The 20181-nt window shown below is 42.0% G+C and carries 15 protein-coding genes and 2 pseudogenes; 9 read left to right on the top strand and 8 right to left on the bottom strand.

Annotated features, from left to right (window positions below; all coding sequences use genetic code 11):
- Positions 1-196: 196 nt before the first annotated feature.
- The gene (locus BDD30_RS17165) at positions 197-403 is read right to left on the bottom strand and encodes a hypothetical protein (RefSeq protein ID WP_041382050.1); all 207 of its coding nucleotides are present in this window, start codon (positions 401-403) and stop codon (positions 197-199) included.
- 393 nt (positions 404-796) lie between these two features.
- Between BDD30_RS17165 and BDD30_RS17160 the strand changes: the two genes are divergently transcribed.
- Positions 797-1333: a hypothetical protein gene (locus tag BDD30_RS17160; RefSeq protein WP_015834893.1), complete on the top strand. Its 537-nt coding sequence runs from the start codon at positions 797-799 to the stop codon at positions 1331-1333.
- A 234-nt stretch (positions 1334-1567) separates the two neighbouring features.
- On the opposite strand, the gene pepN is transcribed toward BDD30_RS17160, so the two are convergent.
- Positions 1568-4180 carry an aminopeptidase N gene (gene pepN, locus BDD30_RS17155; protein ID WP_015834894.1) on the bottom strand — a complete coding sequence of 871 codons (2613 nt, stop codon included), beginning with the start codon at positions 4178-4180 and terminating at the stop codon, positions 1568-1570.
- Between the two features lie 345 nt (positions 4181-4525).
- On the opposite strand from pepN, the gene pncB reads away from it, so the two are divergent.
- The 5 genes from pncB to BDD30_RS17130 all read left to right on the top strand — a co-directional run bounded on the left by pncB (position 4526) and on the right by BDD30_RS17130 (position 11926).
- Entirely contained in the window at positions 4526-5740 is a 1215-nt protein-coding gene (gene pncB / locus BDD30_RS17150) for a nicotinate phosphoribosyltransferase (RefSeq protein WP_015834895.1), read from the top strand.
- A 208-nt stretch (positions 5741-5948) separates the two neighbouring features.
- Entirely contained in the window at positions 5949-7349 is a 1401-nt protein-coding gene (asnS, locus tag BDD30_RS17145; protein ID WP_041382052.1) for an asparagine--tRNA ligase, read from the top strand.
- Positions 7350-7672: 323 nt separating this feature from the next.
- Positions 7673-8818: a porin gene (locus BDD30_RS17140; protein ID WP_015834897.1), complete on the top strand. Its 1146-nt coding sequence runs from the start codon at positions 7673-7675 to the stop codon at positions 8816-8818.
- Positions 8819-9336: 518 nt separating this feature from the next.
- Positions 9337-10500, top strand: coding sequence for a porin OmpC (gene ompC, locus BDD30_RS17135; protein ID WP_041382054.1), 1164 nt, complete (start codon positions 9337-9339; stop codon positions 10498-10500).
- A 235-nt stretch (positions 10501-10735) separates the two neighbouring features.
- Positions 10736-11926, top strand: a complete 1191-nt coding sequence (locus tag BDD30_RS17130) for an amino acid aminotransferase (protein ID WP_041382056.1) — start codon at positions 10736-10738, stop codon at positions 11924-11926.
- Between the two features lie 245 nt (positions 11927-12171).
- On the opposite strand, the gene BDD30_RS17125 is transcribed toward BDD30_RS17130, so the two are convergent.
- From BDD30_RS17125 to BDD30_RS17105, 4 genes are all read right to left on the bottom strand, one after another.
- Positions 12172-12819 (bottom strand): MBL fold metallo-hydrolase, encoded by a 648-nt coding sequence (locus BDD30_RS17125; RefSeq protein ID WP_015834900.1) that lies wholly within the window; start codon positions 12817-12819, stop codon positions 12172-12174.
- Between the two features lie 45 nt (positions 12820-12864).
- On the bottom strand, positions 12865-13413 hold the full coding sequence (gene mepK, locus BDD30_RS17120) for a peptidoglycan L,D-endopeptidase MepK (protein ID WP_041382058.1): 549 nt from the start codon (positions 13411-13413) through the stop codon (positions 12865-12867).
- 99 nt (positions 13414-13512) lie between these two features.
- Entirely contained in the window at positions 13513-15219 is a 1707-nt protein-coding gene (gene ldtD, locus BDD30_RS17115; protein WP_015834902.1) for a L,D-transpeptidase, read from the bottom strand.
- 441 nt (positions 15220-15660) lie between these two features.
- A complete protein-coding gene (locus BDD30_RS17105; RefSeq protein ID WP_015834903.1) occupies positions 15661-16317 on the bottom strand; it encodes a TetR/AcrR family transcriptional regulator in 657 nt (218 codons plus the stop codon).
- 171 nt (positions 16318-16488) lie between these two features.
- Here BDD30_RS17105 and BDD30_RS17100 point away from each other — a divergent pair, with 171 nt between their 5' ends.
- From BDD30_RS17100 to BDD30_RS17090, 3 genes and pseudogenes are all read left to right on the top strand, one after another.
- Positions 16489-17802 (top strand): FAD-dependent oxidoreductase, encoded by a 1314-nt coding sequence (locus tag BDD30_RS17100; RefSeq protein ID WP_015834904.1) that lies wholly within the window; start codon positions 16489-16491, stop codon positions 17800-17802.
- A 532-nt stretch (positions 17803-18334) separates the two neighbouring features.
- Positions 18335-18577: pseudogene (locus BDD30_RS17095) on the top strand (IS110 family transposase); the annotation flags it as partial.
- 210 nt (positions 18578-18787) lie between these two features.
- Positions 18788-19216: pseudogene (locus BDD30_RS17090) on the top strand (Tn3 family transposase); the annotation flags it as partial.
- A gap of 105 nt (positions 19217-19321) precedes the next feature.
- Here BDD30_RS17090 and BDD30_RS17085 read toward each other — a convergent pair.
- Positions 19322-19699 (bottom strand): type II toxin-antitoxin system VapC family toxin, encoded by a 378-nt coding sequence (locus BDD30_RS17085; protein ID WP_041382062.1) that lies wholly within the window; start codon positions 19697-19699, stop codon positions 19322-19324.
- Complete coding sequence (locus BDD30_RS17080) at positions 19699-19902, bottom strand: type II toxin-antitoxin system VapB family antitoxin (protein WP_015834907.1); 204 nt, start codon at positions 19900-19902, stop codon at positions 19699-19701. Before BDD30_RS17080 ends, BDD30_RS17085 begins: the two co-directional genes overlap by 1 nt.
- Positions 19903-20181 lie beyond the last annotated feature (279 nt).

Genomic DNA, 20181 nt, shown 5'->3' with positions numbered 1-20181 from the left:
ATCCTCAACCTGTTAATTAATTCATATACCCTTCATCCTTCAAGTTGCTGCTTTGTTGGCTGCTTTCACGCACCCCAGTCACATCGTTATCTATGCTCCTTGGGGATGCGTTCACTTGCCGCCGCGCTGCGGCTCGAAATCTATTGGGTATAAACACTAAGTTATAAAAATAAAACTAATACGTTTCTATACACATTCATGTACCACTTAGAAATTTTTGAATGACACTATACTCATTGCTAATCTCCAAGATATCTTGGTAAGAGATTAACCGAATAGCGTGGGTTGAAGCCACAGAAATATGCTCACCAAAAGCAAATTTTTTCCATCCATGACGAAAACTGTCACTTGGCTGTCCCAGGCCAGTAATAATACCATTAAGGACACAAAGATTAACCGCCATTCAGTGTCTTATCGTGCTTTCTGGTGAATTTCATTTCCAGCTCATCCAATATCATTATTGCTGTTTTTTATACTGCAAAGATAAAAAACCATTTAATATCAAAGTAATCCATTTCTCGACTACAATTCTGAAAGATTAAAAACAAATCAAAAGGTTAAAAAACACGAGAAATTCTTGTAAAATCCCAAAGTATTAAAAGCATCTTGCTAAAGTACATACAGAATTTTTCCACATTTAAAACTTACACTACCCAAGAGTTAAGTAAAATCATTCAAGATTATCACAGATTCATTTCGTTATTGAATAATTCTTCATATAATGATAGAAATATGTGACTCATTTTATCTCCTTTTTAATAGAAAAAAATCTTAAATAGATTGTAACTTTGAACATATGAAAAAATTAATCCTTGTTATCTCCATCTCTTTACTTTCAGGCTGTGCAATTAGTTTAACAAAGCCTATGGAAGATTATTCAGGTACTGATTCTGCCAGAATTAGAGTCAGAAATTACCTCCCGCCACTGACACTGGAAACTTACGAAAAATCGGGGGAATGTTTTAAACTTGTTGACCTCAGAACTCTGACTGCTGGTGTTAACTTTATTGGCATTAAATCAACATACAATAAAAAAATACCAGGTATGACTCCCCCATCACTGCAAATGCAAGGCGCAGACGCTCTTGAGTATGTGATTAAAGCAAATCAACATATGAGGATTACTTCCCAAGAATACACTAACAGGTCTCCTAGCGGATACATATCAAGCTCTTTCATTCCTGAAGTTGGCCACGATTATGACATATTTCCATATGACTCTAGTGTAATTATTAAAGATCTATCCAGCAAAAATGGCTATCGAAATTGGAATGATGACGATAAAGAGTGTAAATATAAAACAAGCCTATTGGGTGGTAGAAATTACGAATAACGGTTACCTTTTTCACTATAATAGCCCTCTCCTTATGAGGGCAACAAATTTCTGCTTATCTTTACTATTAACTTCTCTCTATTTTCAATTCCAGATTAAATTTTCAAATATTTGAACATCAGCATTCAATTGGTATCACACCTATTTTACACTGACCATTGCAAGAAATTTATATCCAGAAAATAAAGCAGAAAGAATATCGGGCTAAATAACCATTAGCCCGATAGATAGTTATCAGCTTTCTAACGCCTTAGTGATTTTCTCAAACAAATCCCCAGACAGATTTTCCAACCCTTTTAACTGTTCCAACACACTACGCATCATATCTTTACGTTTATCGTCATAACGCTTCAAACGCATTAACGGTTCAATCAAACGGGAAGCAACCTGTGGGTTACGGCTGTTGAGATCAGTCAAGATTTCCAACAAGAACTGATAGCCACTACCATCTTCAGCATGGAATGCCACCGGGTTATTAACAAATGCACCAACCAGAGACCGCACTCGGTTTGGATTCCCCATGCTAAATGATCGATGATTCAGAAGATTACGCACATTCGCCAGAACATCTGCTGACGGGCTACTTGCCTGTAAACTAAACCATTTATCCATAACCAGACCATCTTGATGCCATTGCTCATCAAATTCAGCCATTAGCTGATCACAGCAAGGTAACTCAGCTACCACTGCTGCAAATAATGCTGCTAGCGCATCAGTCATATTGTCAGACTGGTGATATTGATTTGATATCAGCTTATCAGCCTGGTCTTGATGACCAAAGGCTAGATAATATAGGCAAATATTACGCAGAGAGCGCTTGGCGATATCTTGGTGATCGACACGGTATGCACCTATATTGATAGAGTTATAAACTGCCGCAAACTCATCAGCCATTTCCTGAGCCAAAGTACGGGTAGTTGCCTCCAGAACTTCATGAATCGCTTGCGGATCAATAATCGTAAACAATTCCGCTATCTCACTTCCTGATGGCAAAACCAGAATTAGAGCAGCTAAAGCCGGATCAAGATCCTTATCTAATAACACGCTACGGAAAGCATCTACCACATGCATTGGCAGTTCAAACGGCTGCTTCTGCTGATAACGAATGACATTCAATTTGATATAGTTTGCCATCAGCGACTGAGCGGCATCCCAGCGTGAAAATTCATTACGGGCATACTTCATCAGGAATACCAACTGCTCATCACTAAATTTGTAATCTAGCTTCACTGGCGCTGAGAATTCACGTAATAAAGAAGGGACCGGCAATGACGGCACATTATCAAATACAAACGTCTGCTCTGCATTGGTTACATTCAGCACATGATGTACTGGCTGGCCATTATAATGCAGGGGGAGCACACAACCTTTACTGTCATAGAGTTCAATATCCAACGGAATATGCAGAGGCTGTTTCTCTTTTTGATCAGCTGTAGGTGGTGTCATCTGCGTAACATGCAACTTATACTGCTGCTTTTCTGCATCATATTCATCACGGACTGTCAGCACCGGTGTCCCAGATTGGCTATACCAGCGGCGGAAAAGTGACAAATCCACATTTGATGCATCTTCCATTGCCTGAACAAAATCATCGCATGTTGCAGCACTACCGTCATGACGATGAATATAAAGCTGCATCCCTGCCTGAAATTGTTCTTCACCCAGCAAAGTATGAATCATACGAATAACTTCGGCCCCCTTTTCATACACAGTCAGCGTATAGAAGTTATTCATCTCAATCACTTGATCAGGACGAATTGGATGAGCCATGGGGCTACCATCTTCAACAAATTGTGCTGAACGCATAACACGCACATTATCAATACGATTAACAGAGCGTGAGCCGAGATCAGAGCTGAATTCCTGATCACGGAAGACAGTCAGTCCTTCTTTCAGGCTAAGCTGAAACCAATCACGGCAAGTAATACGGTTACCTGTCCAGTTATGGAAATATTCATGGCCGATCACAGCTTCTATATGAAGGTAATCTTTATCAGTCGCTGTTTCAGATTTTGCCAACACATATTTGGAGTTAAAGATATTCAGCCCTTTATTCTCCATTGCGCCCATATTGAAAAAATCCACTGCAACAATCATGTAGATATCGAGATCATACTCAAGACCGAAGCGGGTTTCATCCCATCTCATCGCATTCTTCAGGGAAGTCATTGCCCAATCAGCCCGGTCAAGATTACCGCGGTCAACAAACAGTTCCAACGCAACTTCACGGCCACTACGGGTCGTAAAAGTATCGCGCAGAACATCAAAATCACCCGCAACCAGAGCAAACAAATAACCTGGTTTTGGGAATGGGTCATGCCACTTCACCCAATGACGTCCATCATCAGTTTCTCCTTGCTCAACTCGGTTACCGTTTGAAAGCAGATACGGATATTTAGATTTATCAGCGGTGATACGAGTTGTAAAACGAGCCAATACATCAGGGCGATCAAGATAATAGGTAATGTGACGGAAACCCTCTGCTTCACACTGGGTACAAAGTGCATCGCCAGAAACATACAAGCCTTCGAGAGCTGTATTTTTCGATGGATGGATGGTATTCACAATTTTCAAAGTGAACTGAGCTGGCAACTGCTCAATGATCAGAACACTATCCTGCTCACGGTAATGTTCCCATGGCTGATCATCTATATGAAGACTTTTTAGTGTCAAGTCTTCTCCATTCAACACTAATGACGTTATTTCATGACTCAGACGTTTTACCTGGCTGATTGCAGTAACTTCTGTGCTATCGGCATCAAGATTAAAATCGAGTTCAATATCAGAAATCGTATAGTCGGGAGCGCAATAATCCCGGCGATGTTTAGCTTGTCGCTGTTGTGTCATAAGAAACCTTTTGTTTCATATTTATGGAATTAATTCAATACCAAATCTTACGCTGCCACAGAAAGAGGTTGAATTTCAAGAGTGAAATAACGCACCTTCTGGCGTTAAACATTCATTCAAAACGAGTATGATGTTATGTAAAGAATATGTTTGCTCTTTGGTGCTTGTTGTCACGCAATGATCAAATAACATGATAACATTTAACCAACGGCCCCTTTTAGCTTCGATCATTTGGTGAACTATATGATGTTATGTGACTTCAATAACAAAATAATATCGGTATACTCTCCCAACTTTATCGATTTAGCTGACATGAATACGCTCCGTGAGGATGCATAACGCGCCATGACCTTAGACGCTACCCCAATTATTAAATCACTGCTTGATACTGATGCTTATAAGCTTCATATGCAACAAGCAGTGTACCATCGCTACAACAGCATACCTGTAGTTGCAGAATTCCGCTGCCGCGGTGATGAACTACTGGGTGAATATGCCAAAGAATTACGCCATCAAGTTAACATGATGGCTGATCTGGCATTAACCGATACTGAATTTAATTATCTTGCCAGTCTGCCTTTTTTCAAAGCTGATTATCTAAACTGGTTAAAAACTTTTCGTTTCAACCCACAGCAAGTCAATATTTCTGTTACAAGTGATGGCCAGTTAGCTATCCGTATTTCAGGATTATGGCATGAAGTCATTATGTGGGAAGTCCCATTACTGGCGCTAATTAGTGAATTAGTTCATCACCATCACTTACCAGATAACGCTGTTGAAAATGCAGTCAACCAGTTGCGCAAGTTGATCAAACTGTTCTATCAAGATGCTAAAAATGAAGGCATTGATCTCTCCAGTTTCAAGCTGATGGATTTCGGTACACGCCGGCGTTTCTCGCACAGTGTCCAACATGCTATCGTCAGTGAGCTGCAACAGAATTTCCCTTACCTGATTGGCACTAGCAACTATCAACTGGCACAACAGCTTGGACTCAATCCTGTTGGTACACAAGCACATGAGTGGTTTCAAGCTCATCAACAAATCAGCCCTGAACTGGCAAACAGTCAACGGGAGGCGTTACAAAATTGGCTAAATGAATATCCCAACCAATTAGGTATCGCCCTGACTGACTGCATTACAATGGATGCTTTCCTGCGGGATTTTGATGCTCAGCTTGCCAACAGCTATCAAGGTTTGCGCCATGATTCGGGTGATCCAGTCCAATGGGGTGAAAAAGCTATCGACCACTATCAAAAACTAGGCATCGACCCGATGACAAAAACCCTGGTATTTTCTGATAGCCTGGATTTTCAGAAAGCGTTGACGCTCTATCGTCATTTTCACAACAGAATAAACCTAATTTTTGGTATCGGTACACGGCTGACTTGTAATATTCCAGGAGTTAATCCGCTAAATATCGTCATCAAACTTGTCGAATGTAATGGCAAACCAGTAGCAAAACTTTCAGACAGCCCCGGCAAAACCATTTGTGAGGATAACGAGTTTGTTAACAGGCTACGTGCAGCTTTTGATATACCGCAGATCAAACAAGCTTGTTAGCCCAATTTTTATTTAAAAATACAACAGTGCCGCTAGCAGAAAAGTAGCGGCACATATTAAAAAGACCTTTTTCCCTCTATTTCACCCGCTAAATTAGTGATTTCCTCTTGTTTCCTGAAATATGGCAAGTAACATAGAACAAGTTGCCCCCTATGGGTATATACATTTTCACAAACCTGAATTGATAATATACAGAAGAGAGAAATTTATGAGCGTAGCGCCTGTAGTCGACGTACTGCAAGGCCGGGTTGCGGTTGATAGTGAAGTCACCGTTCGCGGCTGGATACGTACAAGGAGAGATTCTAAAGCTGGTATCTCTTTCCTCGCCGTCTATGACGGTTCCTGCTTTAATCCATTACAGGCCGTCGTTAATAATAATTTACCCAATTATCAGGATGAAGTTCTGTATTTAACTACCGGCTGTTCTGTAGAAGTGACAGGGACAGTCGTTGCTTCCCTTGGTCAAGGGCAGAATTTTGAACTACAAGCGACGAAAGTCGTGGTCATTGGCAAAGTTGAAGATCCTGACACTTATCCGATGGCAGCTAAACGCCATAGCATTGAGTATCTGCGAGAAGTGGCTCACCTGCGCCCACGTACCAACCTGATTGGTGCCGTTGCCCGTATGCGTCATACCCTTGCACAAGCACTACACCGTTTCTTTCATGAGAACGGTTATTTCTGGGTTTCTACTCCATTGATCACCGCTGCTGATACAGAAGGTGCCGGTGAGATGTTCCGAGTCTCCACACTGGATCTGCAAAATTTACCTTTGACTGATAAAGGTGAAGTGGATTTCAATGAAGATTTCTTCGGACGGGAAGCTTTTTTGACCGTATCAGGCCAATTGAACGGTGAAGCATATGCTTGTGCATTAAGTAAAGTCTACACATTCGGTCCAACTTTCCGTGCGGAAAACTCTAACACCAGCCGCCATCTGGCAGAATTCTGGATGCTTGAACCAGAAGTTGCTTTTGCTGATCTCGACGATGCTGCATCGCTAGCTGAAAATATGCTGAAATATGTTTTCAAAGCCGCACTAGAAGAACGCGCCGATGATCTGCAATTCTTTGCTGAACGTGTAGATAAAGACGTCATCACTCGTCTGGAAAAATTCATCAATTCTGACTTTGCTCAGATTGATTACACTGATGCGATTGAAATTCTGCAAAACTGCGGCCAGAAATTTGAGAACCCAGTATTCTGGGGAGTTGACCTTTCTTCAGAACATGAACGTTATCTGGCAGAAAAACACTTCCAGGCTCCAGTTGTCGTGAAAAACTATCCAAAAGATATTAAAGCCTTCTATATGCGCATGAACGATGATGGCAAAACTGTCGCTGCAATGGATGTACTTGCACCGGGCATCGGCGAAATTATCGGCGGCTCACAGCGTGAAGAGCGTCTGGATATGCTGGATAAGCGCATGGAAGAAATGGGCCTTAATAAAGAAGATTACTGGTGGTACCGCGATCTACGTCGCTATGGCACTGTACCTCACTCCGGGTTCGGTCTTGGCTTTGAACGTCTGGTCTCTTATGTGACCGGTGTCCCAAATGTGCGTGATGTCATCCCATTCCCACGCACGCCGAGAAGTGCCAACTTCTGATAAACTTGCCAATGTAACATTAAAAATTTTTATGTATAAAAGCCAGCAAAAGCTGGCTTTTTTATTTTTTTAATCCAAAAACATATCATAAATCTCTCCTTATTTACATTTTATCATATATTATTTTCACTTTATTACAAAAACCTTCACTTTGTATCACTTTATTGGTGGATAAAGCCCATTACCGATGGAACACTGAGCCCCGCACGGACGGCACTACACTCTCATAAATAGTTTCAAAGATTTTCTTAAAGGAATTATTTCTGTCAGTAACAAATGTCCGAATAACGCCAATGATGGTAACTAATAGAAGGTAGCAATTAATGAAGGGTAGTATTCTTGCAGTGGTAATCCCAGCTCTGTTAACTGTTGGGGCAACAAATGCCACTGAAATTTATAATAAAGACGGTAACAAACTGGATTTGTATGGTAAAGCTGATGCACGTCATCAATTCTCTAAAGCCATCCAAAAATCAGATAGTTCTCCTATCCGGAGTGAAGATGGTGATGCAAGCTATGTTCGTCTGGGTTTCAGAGGTGAAACCCAAATAAATCACCAGTTGACGGGTTTTGGTCGCTGGGAATACGAAATTCAAGCCAACAACTCAGAAGCAGACGGTGCTAAAGGTAACAAAACCCGTCTGGGCTTCGCTGGTTTGAAATTTGCTGAATACGGTTCTTTGGACTATGGTCGCAACTACGGTGTTCTCTATGACGTCAACGCCTGGACCGACGTATTGCCAGTATTCGGTGGTGATTCCATGTCTCAGGCTGACACCTACATGACTAATCGTGCTACTGGTGTTCTGACTTACCGCAATACTGATTTCTTCGGCTTAGTTGATGGACTGAACTTCGCCCTACAATATCAAGGTAAGAATGATGAAGACAGCAAAAATGGTCGTAATTCACTTCGTAAGCGAGGCGATGTCATCAAACCCAATGGTGGTAGTAACGGTGACGGTTTTGGCTTATCTGTGACTTATGATATGGGATATGGAATCAGCGTAGGTGGTGCCTATTCCAACGCAGACCGGCCTATCATACATGAAAGATTAGTGACCTCTATCGCTCGCGGTGAAAGAGCCGAAGCATGGAACATTGGTGCTAAATATGATGCCAACAACGTCTACCTGGCGGCTATGTATGGTGAAACCCACAATATGACGTCTTTCGGCTACCAAGACTTCGTCTCTGCAAAAACCCGTAACATTGAATTAACTGCTCAATATCAGTTTGATTCAGGTCTGCGTCCATCTCTGGCATACGTTCAATCCAAGGGAACAACTTTTATCACCAATCAGGACTGGGTAAAATACATTTCTATTGGTTCTTATTACCACTTTAACAAAAATATGTCTGCCTACATTGATTACAAAATCAACTTAGTAAAAGACAACAAAGATACCAACTATTTCGAAGTTAATACCCAAAACGCGGTTGGTGTAGGCTTGGTATATCAGTTCTAATTATCCGAAATAAAATCAAACAAACCTACGGAAAACCCAATTAATACGTCATGGCGTTCATTTGAAGTGAGCGCCATTCTTTTTTTCAAAGAATAGTAACCATCACACTATTGATTAAAAATAGCACAGCAACTGAGGTAATATGCAGACAAAAACATCAGTAAATTACTTATAAAAAACTTGATGACAAATTAACACTTTATTTTACTTTTTTTACTAAGATCAACAGATACTTTTTCCCTTCACTGACTCCTATTCATTTTCCGCTCTTTTGAACAACTGGACCGACCACAGTTTAAAAAACAACCCGCCATTTACATTTTGAAACACTTTGTTTCACATTATTACTAAATTCTTTTTTTTATAGCACTTTGTGAGTGGATAAAAATCACAACCAATGAAACACTTGACAGCGAAAAAGACGACACTAAACTCTCACAAATAGTTCCATAGATTTTTAAAGAATTATTTCTGGCAGTGGCAGGTGTCCGAATATAACACCAATGAGGGTAATAATAATGATGAAACGCAATGTTCTTGCAGTGGTAATCCCAGCTTTGTTGGCTGCTGGCGCAGCAAATGCAGCTGAAGTTTATAACAAAGACGGCAATAAACTGGACCTGTACGGTAAAGTTGAGGTACGTCACCAATTCGCTAACAATAATAGCGGTGAAGACGGCGATAACTCCTTCGCTCGTCTGGGTTTCAAAGGCGAAACTCAAGTTAATGACCAACTGACCGGCTTTGGTCGTTGGGAATACAACATTAAAGGTAACCGTGCAGAAGCTACTGACGAAGAAACTAAAACTCGTCTGGCTTTCGCTGGCCTGAAACTTTCTGACTACGGTTCACTGAACTATGGCCGTAACTACGGTGTTGTGTATGATGTCAACTCCTGGACCGACGTGTTGCCAGTATTTGGTGGTGACTCCATGGCTCAGACTGACAACTTCATGACCGGCCGTTCTACTGGCCTGTTAACTTACCGTAATACTGATTTCTTCGGCCTGGTTGATGGCCTGAACTTCGCTCTGCAATATCAGGGTGAGAACAGTGAAAACACCGCTAATAGTCGTGCTAACCGCAAAGACAACGGTGATGGCTACGGTTTCGCGGCAATTTATGATGCAGGTTACGGTATCAGCGTAGGCGGTGCATACTCTAACTCTGCCCGTACTACCGCACAAAAAGCTACTTTTGGTATTGATAGTAGTAATAAACCTTATGGATCTACTGCCTTAGGTGATCGCGCTGAAGCATGGAACATTGGTGCCAAATACGACGCTAACAACATCTATCTGGCTGCCATGTACGGTGAAACCCGTAACATGACTCGCTTCGGCGGAAAAGTTGATGATATAAACAAGGAAAATATCGCCAACAAAACCCAGAACATCGAATTGACTGCTCAGTATCAGTTCGATTTTGGCCTGCGCCCATCTCTGGCGTACGTCCAGTCTAAAGGTAAGAACCTGTTCGGCGACGTTCGTGGTTATGAGAAAGAATCCGGCAATCACGATCTCGTTAAATATATCTCCGTCGGCACTTTCTACAACCTGAACAAAAACATGACTACCTATGTTGATTACAAAATCAACCTGCTGGATGACAATGACTTCACCAGATCATATGGTATCAGCACTGACAACGTTGTTGGTGTAGGTATGGTCTACCAGTTCTAATTACCACTGATGAATATGTTTAACTGAACAAGTTAGGCATAATTGAAATAAAGCAGCGCTTCAAGTGCTGCTTTTTTTGTACCTATCTTTTGTTACTGCTATTTAAACTTTTTTTCACTCCGCAAACTGCTTCACAAGATTATATTCTTTTTGCTACAAATAGTTGGCAAACTGTTTCAGCAGCGTTAACCTGACTACCCTTTTAGGCTTAACTCTGAGCTTTGGAATCACAAATATGTTTGAGAAAATCACCGCAGCGCCTGCCGATCCTATTCTTGGCTTAGCCGATAGTTTTCGTTCTGATCCTCGTACAAATAAAATCAACCTTGGTATTGGTGTCTATAAAGATGAAACAGGAAAAACCCCCGTTCTGACCAGTGTCAAAAAAGCAGAGCAATACCTGCTGGAAAACGAAACGACCAAGAATTACCTGCCAATTAGCGGTTTAGCCGAATTTGGTCATGTCACTCAGGAGTTGCTGTTTGGGAAAGATAACCCCGTCGTAACAGATAAACGCGCCCGTACAGCACAAAGCCCAGGTGGTACAGGTGCTTTACGTGTTGCCGCAGATTTTGTTGCCAAACAGACTAATGCTAAACGAGTCTGGATTAGCAACCCAACCTGGCCAAACCATAAAAATGTTTTTTCTGCCGCTGGCCTGGAAGTTTGCGAATATAAATATTATGACGCTGAAAAACACGCGCTGAATTTCGAAGGCATGCTGGAAAGCCTGTCTGAAGTTCAGGCAGGTGATATCGTTTTGTTCCACGGCTGCTGTCACAACCCGACAGGTATTGATCCAACCCCAGCACAATGGGCTCAACTGGCAGAAATATCTGCGGAAAAAGGTTGGTTGCCTATTTTTGATTTCGCTTATCAGGGATTTGCCAAAGGTCTAAATGAAGATGCCGAAGGCTTACGCACTTTTACAAAAAATCACGATGAACTGATTGTTGCCAGTTCCTACTCCAAAAACTTTGGCCTGTACAATGAGCGTGTTGGCGCTTGTACTATTGTCGCCAAAGACAGCGATACGGCAGAAAAAGCTTTCAGCCAAGCTAAAGCGATTATCCGTTCTAACTATTCCAACCCCCCCGCTCATGGTGCGTCCGTTGTCGCCACTATTTTATCAAATGAAGAGTTGAAAGCTGTCTGGGAACAAGAGCTGACTACCATGCGCGAACGTATCCAGCGTATGCGTCAACTGTTCGTGAACACCTTACAAGAAAAAGGGGCAAACCAAGATTTCAGCTTCATTATCAACCAAAATGGTATGTTCTCATTCAGTGGTTTGACAAAAGAACAAGTAGAACGTCTGCGTGAGGAATTTGGTATATATGCGGTCAGTTCCGGTCGTATTAACGTCGCTGGCCTGACACTAGAGAATATGGCTCCACTATGTGAAGCCATTATTGCAGTCCTCTGAGTCAATATTTGCCTCGCTATGAAAAACCGCTGAAAATTTAGCGGTTTTTATCATTCAGAAGCTGCAACACCACCATCAGACAGACATCTAAACCAATGCTTTATTTAATATATACCCAATGGATTTCAAGATGCATCGCGACGGCCAGGGAGCGAATCCCCGGGAGCATAGCTAACTATGTGACCGGGGTGAGTGAGTGCAGCCAACAAAGGGCAACTTGAAAGATGACGGGTATAAATATTCTATTACCAACTTGGTACTTCATCTTGTAAAAACGGATTAGTCTGCCGCTCATAACCTAATGTAGACATTGGCCCATGACCGGGAATAAATTCATAATCATCACCAAGTGGCAGAAGTTTATCTTTAATTGAGTTAATTAACTGCTGGTGATTACCACGTGGAAAATCGCTACGCCCAATCCCGCCTTTGAACAGTACATCTCCCATATAAATCAGTTTATCGGCATGATTCACAAATACAACATGCCCTGGTGTATGCCCCGGACAGTGCAATACGGATAAATCGATCCCACCAACACGTAATTCATCACCTTCATTCAACCAGCGATCAGGCTCAAATGATGGACATTCTTCAATGCCAAACATCCGGCTTTGAGCCTGTAATCCTTCTATCCAGAAAGCATCTTCCTGCTGTGGCCCGTAAACTGGAACATTAAAATGCTTAGCGACTTCTGCTGTTGCACCAACATGATCAAAGTGACCATGAGTCAGTAAAATCTGGGTCAATTTCAAACCGCGATTCTCTATCTCAGCAATCAGCTTTGCTGCTTCACCGCCCGGATCAACAATTGCCGCTTCATTAGTCTCTTCATTCCAAATAAGGGTACAATTTTGCATAAAAGCAGTAACAGGAATAATTTGGTATTTCATTATTTCATTTACTCCATAGTCAAAACAAAATAGTTACTCACCAGATTACCATGTCCTGACGGGACCTGTATCAATATGAATAAAATTACTATTTGGATAGTATCCCACACCACCCGCTTTCATTTTCAAAGCAGCTTTGCGGATTCGACTAAGCTCAATACCCTCAATATGGAAATCCATCGCCCTCCCAAGGGTATGGTAACTCTGTTTAGCAACACCTTTACTTTGTTTGCGCAACTGATTGTTGGTCATCAGTGAGCGATAACCAGAAATAAGTTGTACAGGTTTATTAACACCCAGCATCATTTGCAGTAAATAAATTTGGTCAAATAATTTAGGATCGATAGTCTTAACTCTATTTTGGCGATAATCACGAAACAGATGATTCAGACGAGCCAATTCTTCTTTGTTATAACGATGACCATCGAAAAATTCAGCCTTGATCGTTTCGCCCGTATGTAAGTTGTCAAAATGTAAAATTCGCGGGAGGGGAGTAGTCAAAGTAGCCAAAACCTGCCCCGGCAACACACTCAAGCCTAAAGCAGCCATTCCCATACTCAGCCACTTGCGGCGGTTATGATCGATTATATCCATGAAGAAACATCTACCCAGATTATGGAAAAAATAAGCCAACTAGCAGCCAAATAACCGGTTACTATGACCGGTGATAGTGAAAATTAGTTGCATTTAGTTTTATAAAGGTAATAACTTTGACAAAAACTGGGAACCTTGTCTCACACTGTTATCGTAATCATAAATATCGGTGCGGTACTGTGCGACTCCAAGCTCATCTACCCAGGCGGTCAAATAATACAAATAAACAGGAATACGCTGCGGGATATTAACATAAGCTGTATTACCCTGCTTCAGAGTATTACTCACTCTATTCTGGTTCCAACCGGCATCTCCCAATAACATGCTTGCCAATTCCGAAGCTTTGTTAACCCGGACACAACCGGAACTAATTGCTCTAATATCTTTGTCAAATAGACCATGGTTTGGCGTATCATGCAAATAGATAGCATCAGAATTTGGCATATTGAATTTATAGCGACCTAATGAATTAGTCGGCCCCGGCGCTTGCCATATCCGATAAGGAAAATTAGCGGGTGTAACCACATTCCAATCAATTGTATAAGGGTCGATCACACTGGCATCAGCACGCCAGCTTGAAAAGATAACATACCCACGGCGCTGGAAATATCCGGGATCATTAACTCCTCGTGGTGCAATATCTTTTCTTGCCAGACTGGTTGGTACACTCCAGGGAGGATTAATCACCACGTTATTCAACACATTATTCATAATGGGTGTTTTACGGCTTGGGCGACCAACAATAACTTTCGAGTTCAGCACCTCCTGCTCATTAAGATAATACTGTAATGAATAATCAGGAATATTGACCATAATCCCTGTGGATACATGACCAGGGATTATCCGCAGGCGCTGGATATTAAGTGCCATCAATCCAGCTCTATCTTGAGGTGAAGTATTCAGCCAATCTCTTGTGCGTTTGCCAATCACACCATCTGGTGCCAACCCTTGCCATTGCTGAAAATTTCTCACCGTCGCGACCAATTCAGGGCTGTAGGTATTATCTGATTTGGTTGTCAGTTCATCCAACATACCGATACGGATAAGTACTTCTCGTAACGCCGTAACATCAGAGCTACTCTGCCCCGGCCTTAATACTCCTTTGTCAGAAAGTTGTGGCCAGGGTTTACTATCAGCCAGTTGCTTCATCATCTCCTTACGCATATTTTCATATTGAGGATGTTGTGGTGCCAATGCGGTGACATAAGCAACTATATTGCTACCTGCAATAGCTTGTTGCCACTGGTCTATAACGACTGGAGAAGGTAAAACAATTTTGTATGGCGTAGTACGATAAAGCCAGTTTTGGCCCTGCTGGCCGACATCTGAGACAAACTGTAAATAACCCAGCATAGCATCCGATAAGATGATATCGCGTCCCATATGACTTAATTGAGAATTATTGAGTTCAGTCAGCCATTGACCAAATTGCGGTTGAAAGCCCGCCAATGCAAGTTCTGAAAGTTGTTGTTCAAAACGTTGAACGGCGTCTTTATTCTGCCATAAAGGTTGCATCTGGTTAGCGGAGTACAGACTAACCAATCGGTCAAAGAAAACAGGCTTAACTTGTACTGGTAACCAGCTTCGAAGCATTTCACGACTTTCTGTTTCTGAAATCGCAGCAGTTTGAATATGCACTTGTTCAGGTATTATCGTCTCAGATATCTTTTCAGACTGTATTTTTGACAGATTTTGAATATCACCTTCAATCGAGCTACTCTGATCATTAGCTAAAGCATATCCAGCTACCACCAATGTACTGCAAATAACCGAAATGCGCAGTGGCTTTATTACTCTTTTTACCATATCAACATACTCATATTCGGAACATCTTCACAAATTAATTTTAATTATGACAAATTCGGACTCTAATTAAAGAAAAACAATAAGTTAATTACATTGTAAACTATTTACCTACAAAGGAAATACAATAAACAATCGCAAGTAACCCAAACACAAAAGAGCAAAAGAGCAAAAGAGCAAAAGAGATGCAGAAGCACCTATTTCAAGACATTCAAATCGCGTTACGGGTATATTCTCGCAAAGAGACCTGCCTGATAACAGGCAGGCCATTACTTAACTCAATTCTCACAATAACTTTCAGGTTACGACAATATATACCCAATAGATTTCGAGTTGCAGCGCGACGACAAGGGAACGAATCCCCGGGAGCATAGATAACTATGTGACCGGGGTGAGTGAGTGCAGCCAACAAAGAGGCAACTTGAAAGATGACGGGTATAACTATCATGAGGCGGTACTACTATATGCAGCAAGAAATGACTGAACAGCGACAGCAATTCGCTGAGATTTTTCCTCTGGAGTAGGTAAACCAATGCCTAAAGTAGCCTTGAGCCTTGGCGTGCCAATGATGCTATCGATAAACACCTCTGCGGAGATTTCCGGGTTTACTATGTTCAATTTTCCCTCCTGTATCTTTCGCACCAGATATGCAACTAAAAAATCTACGATTTTTTTCACCCCTTTTTCATAATAGATCTTACCCAATTGTGGAAAACGTTGAGACTCCAAAGTGACCACCCGGTAGTTTTCGATCATCGTTTCAGAAAGGATTACCGTGCACATTTCCTCGGCAAAAATCGTTAACGCTTTCCTAATATCCGGTTCGGAATTCATGGCCTTATCCAGACCGACTTCAACTTCTTGTATTCTCTGACTAATAACGGCCACTAACAGCTCTTCTTTAGAAGGGAATCGACTATAATAAGTCCCCTTCGAAGCGTTAGCACGTTTTGCCATCTCATTGACACTGGCACCATCAAAACCCCGTTCTGCAAATACTTGAGCAGCGACTTTCAACAGCTCGTTAACTCGTTCTCCTGAAATTCTAGAGTACGAACGGGTCCTTTTGTGATCTGTTTGGGCTTTAGACGTATTTGTCATGTAAAAACCTAAAATTTTATTGGTACCGAACGGTACGGTATACTATTATTAAAACTATAGCATAAACTATAACAGCAACACGACTGATGCCTGAGAGCAGATGGTCCCAGACAGCTACAGTCACCATGATTCTTTCAGAATCACATCGTACTACTTACGGGGAAAAAAGAAATGAAGGTTGGAATAATTGGTTCAGGAATTGGTGGCGCATGCCTGGCTCATGGTCTGCGCAAAAACGGAATAAAGGTGAAAGTCTATGAACGTAGCGCTTCCACATTATCCATGCCCCCCGGTTATGGAATTTATGTCAATACATTCGGCCAACAAGCAATGCAAGAATGCCTCCCGGAAGCCAACTGGCGGGCGTTTACAAAAATGTCAAAATCTGTTGGTGGACAGATAAGATTCTATGATGAACATCTGCATCTTCTTCTTGCGACGCAAAGTGACATTCGTCAGGAGGACGGACAGCTCACTTTCGAAAATCGAATGCTAATCAACAGATCTGATCTGATAGAAGCACTACACGAGGGACTCTCAGATACAATTCAATGGAACAAAACGTTCGAGCGTTATGAGCATATTAAAAACAGTGGCATCAGACTTTTTTTTGCAGATGGAAGTCACGAAGATGTTGATGTTCTTATCGGTGCAGATGGTAGCAATTCAAAAGTACGCAGGCAGTACCTGCCCGCAATAGAAAGGTTTGATATTGGTGCCACTCTCACTATTGGCCGTTCGCGCCTTACCCCAACCCTTGCAGCCTTGTTACCCTCACATATGCAAGATGGATCGCCCAACAATATCGTGCCTAAAAGCTCCGATGGATTGTTTATCTCTCAATGGTGTGCTCCAGTCAATTCCCGAGCAAAGACCACTACGACAGAAAATGATCATTCTGTGGTATGGGCCTACGCAGCGGCAACGAACAGCTACCCAAATACGATTGCTGATTTTTCTGCTGAATCTCTGTGTGCGCTGATCCGGTCTCGTATTACTTCATGGGATCAAACCCTGTATACCCTGATTAAACAGAGTGATATGGAAAACATATCTATGCTGCCTATGCGCAGTATGGCCTATCTCTTACCCTGGCGATCCAGCTCTGTTACGCTACTTGGAGATGCCATTCATAACATGCCGCCAGTGATGGGAATGGGGGCAAACACAGCGCTGCGAGACGCACTTTTACTCACGCAAGTCCTAACTCGCGTCGCATCCGGGCATGAAGACCTAATTAAGGGAATCTCAGATTATGAACAACAGATGCGCTTATATGCTAATGAAGCTGTTGAAATTTCGTTACGTACCACCCTAAATACAACGAATAGCTCGACAATCAAACGAATACTGTTTCGAACTGCACTTCGGGTTGCCCAAACTTTACCACCAGTGAAGCGACGGCTATTCCCGTCAGCAAAATATGTCCAACACCAGGGAAAAATAAAATTAGGTACTACCAATTTCTTTAGTAGTACGCAATAAAGAGACTTTCACTTTACCTTAAATAACTTGAAATGAACAATTAGCAGCAGGTTTACCACAATATTGTTTCAGATCAAGAATAGAATCTATTTTGGGTAAATAAGTGAGATCCTCTTTTTAAAAAAATAATAATAAATAATCCACGCCTGGATTATTCGTAAATTCTTGCCATATTTACGGGACTTGAATATATATATTATCCAGGTAAAAAATAACATTATTTAGGAGACTTAATATCTAAGAGAATCTTTAATTTTCAACTTAATAAAACATAAAGGAGGATATAATTAGGAAATTAAAAACTGCCAAATTAAAGTGAATGCCAATTATTGAGCAGTTTACCCAGTGGTTAACGTGACCTAAGTTCGGTATTACGCCGGACTTAGGCCATTTAATTTTGGTTTTATTCTCTCATAATTGTGCATACCCCATAGATAATGGGATGGTCCCCCTCACACTGTAGGCGTATTTTGACAAGGTGATTTCTTTTACATGAGGCCATCGCCATGAATAAGATGACACTTATCGGTCTGCAACCGTGGTGATGGAGGCTTGTGCCGGCGCGCATTTTATAGCAAGACGAATAAATGATTTAGGCCATGAAGCTAAATTAATTTCACCCCAGTTTGTCCGGCCTTTTGTTAAAAGTAATAAAAATGATTTTATTGATGCGGAAGCCATCTGCGAAGCGGCCTCACGTCCTTCCATGCGTTTTGTCCGACCCAGAACGGAAACTCAGCAGGCTATGCGTGTATTACATCGGGTCAAGGAGTCACGGGCCAAAAATAGTTAGCTACCTAGTCTATAAGAAAGTTTTATTATTGTCTTTTAGAGATAAACTCTAATTAAAATAATAAATTGTGTGGAGAAATTTTCACGATAATTTAATATGTTTATTATGAAATGACATTTTTTAATTCTAGGAGGATATATGAGTCAAAAAAATTATTTTAAAGCTTTTTCTATTAGTAATAATGCTAATTCCATTACGCCGCTCACCCTGCAACAGGAGCCCATGAATCTGGCCTACCTGAAACGCGAGATTACCGGTCGATGGCCCATGACCAGCCTGCTCGATGTCCTGAAGGAAGCCGATTTGCGGATCGGGTTCAGCGACCATTTCAAGACCGTGGCCGACAGGGAAAACCTCGACCGTCAAAGTTTACAGCAGCGGATATTGCTCTGCCTCTATGGTATGGGCACCAACACCGGATTAAAATGGGTCAGTGGCCGCCGTTATGGGATCAGCTACAAAGAACTGCTTAATGTGCGTCGCCGCTTTATTCACAAAGCCGCACTGCGCAACGCCATTGGCCAGGTTACCAACGCGATTTTTACTGCCCGCAATCCCTCGATATGGGGCGAAGGCACAACATCCTGTGCCTCAGACTCCAAGAAGTTTGGCTCCTGGGACCTGGGATCAAAACTTCCGGTGTGGGATATCGTTCTCGGCAGACACCAGTTAACTGGCTGAATGAGGCGCTAATGCTGGCAGAGCGTGACGGTATAATGTTCCCGGTCAATGAATCGGCTGATAACTTACATTAAGACGTTTAGCCAATCTCTCAAGTCGCTTATCCAATGTCCAAAGTCTTGCTCCTGGAGTTATTAAGGTTGATGCCAGCAACGTAATATCAATAAAACCACATCCAAGCCCGTACAGTTTTTCGTTTTCAATAAACGCCATCACTTCGGCAATACTGGCCTGATGGCTCGGTGGTAAGAGACCTAGATCACCAAGTGTTCGCCGCCTTGGAGCCGGAGGGGTACCACATGCTATCTCTGCCAATACCATTGGATGAATCAGAACCAGATTCCGGCTCAGCAACTGAATCAACCCGTCATTCCGGTTTTTGAAATGGTCAACCCAGACGGATGTATCAACCAAAATAGTCATTATGCGGATGGCTCCTCGCGGCGGCGGGGAATCGTCTGCATTTCAGGCGATGTACCGCCGAGCGAAGCGAGCCGCTTTGCAGCCTGCACCTGAACAAACGTTTTCACTGCTTCCCGGAAAATATCAGCTTTGTCCATGCTAGGATCGGCCATTTCCAGCGCCTGTGCATACAGCACATCATCAATCGTGACAGTAGTTCGCATTTGATTACCTCATTGATTCAGATATTGATGCAATATTGCATCAATATCTGAATCAATGCAAGAGCATAAATCATTGGGGACAATTTTGTTAACCTGTCACCATTTGAAGAGGGTTGGGAAATGGATCAGTCACTGACTGAAATAGTTAGATAATTTTAACATCATGGAACTTTTCGCTGAATTGGGCGCAAACCCCTTATGCCACCAGATGAACGGGGTGCCCCAAGATTAATGGGATGGTCCCCCTCACCCTGTAGGCGTATTTTGACAAGGTGATTT

This window comes from Photorhabdus asymbiotica, from assembly GCF_003634575.1.
Lineage (GTDB): Bacteria > Pseudomonadota > Gammaproteobacteria > Enterobacterales > Enterobacteriaceae > Photorhabdus > Photorhabdus asymbiotica.
The sequence above is the reverse complement of the archived record's forward strand: the minus strand, read 5'-3'. Positions and strand labels throughout refer to the sequence as shown.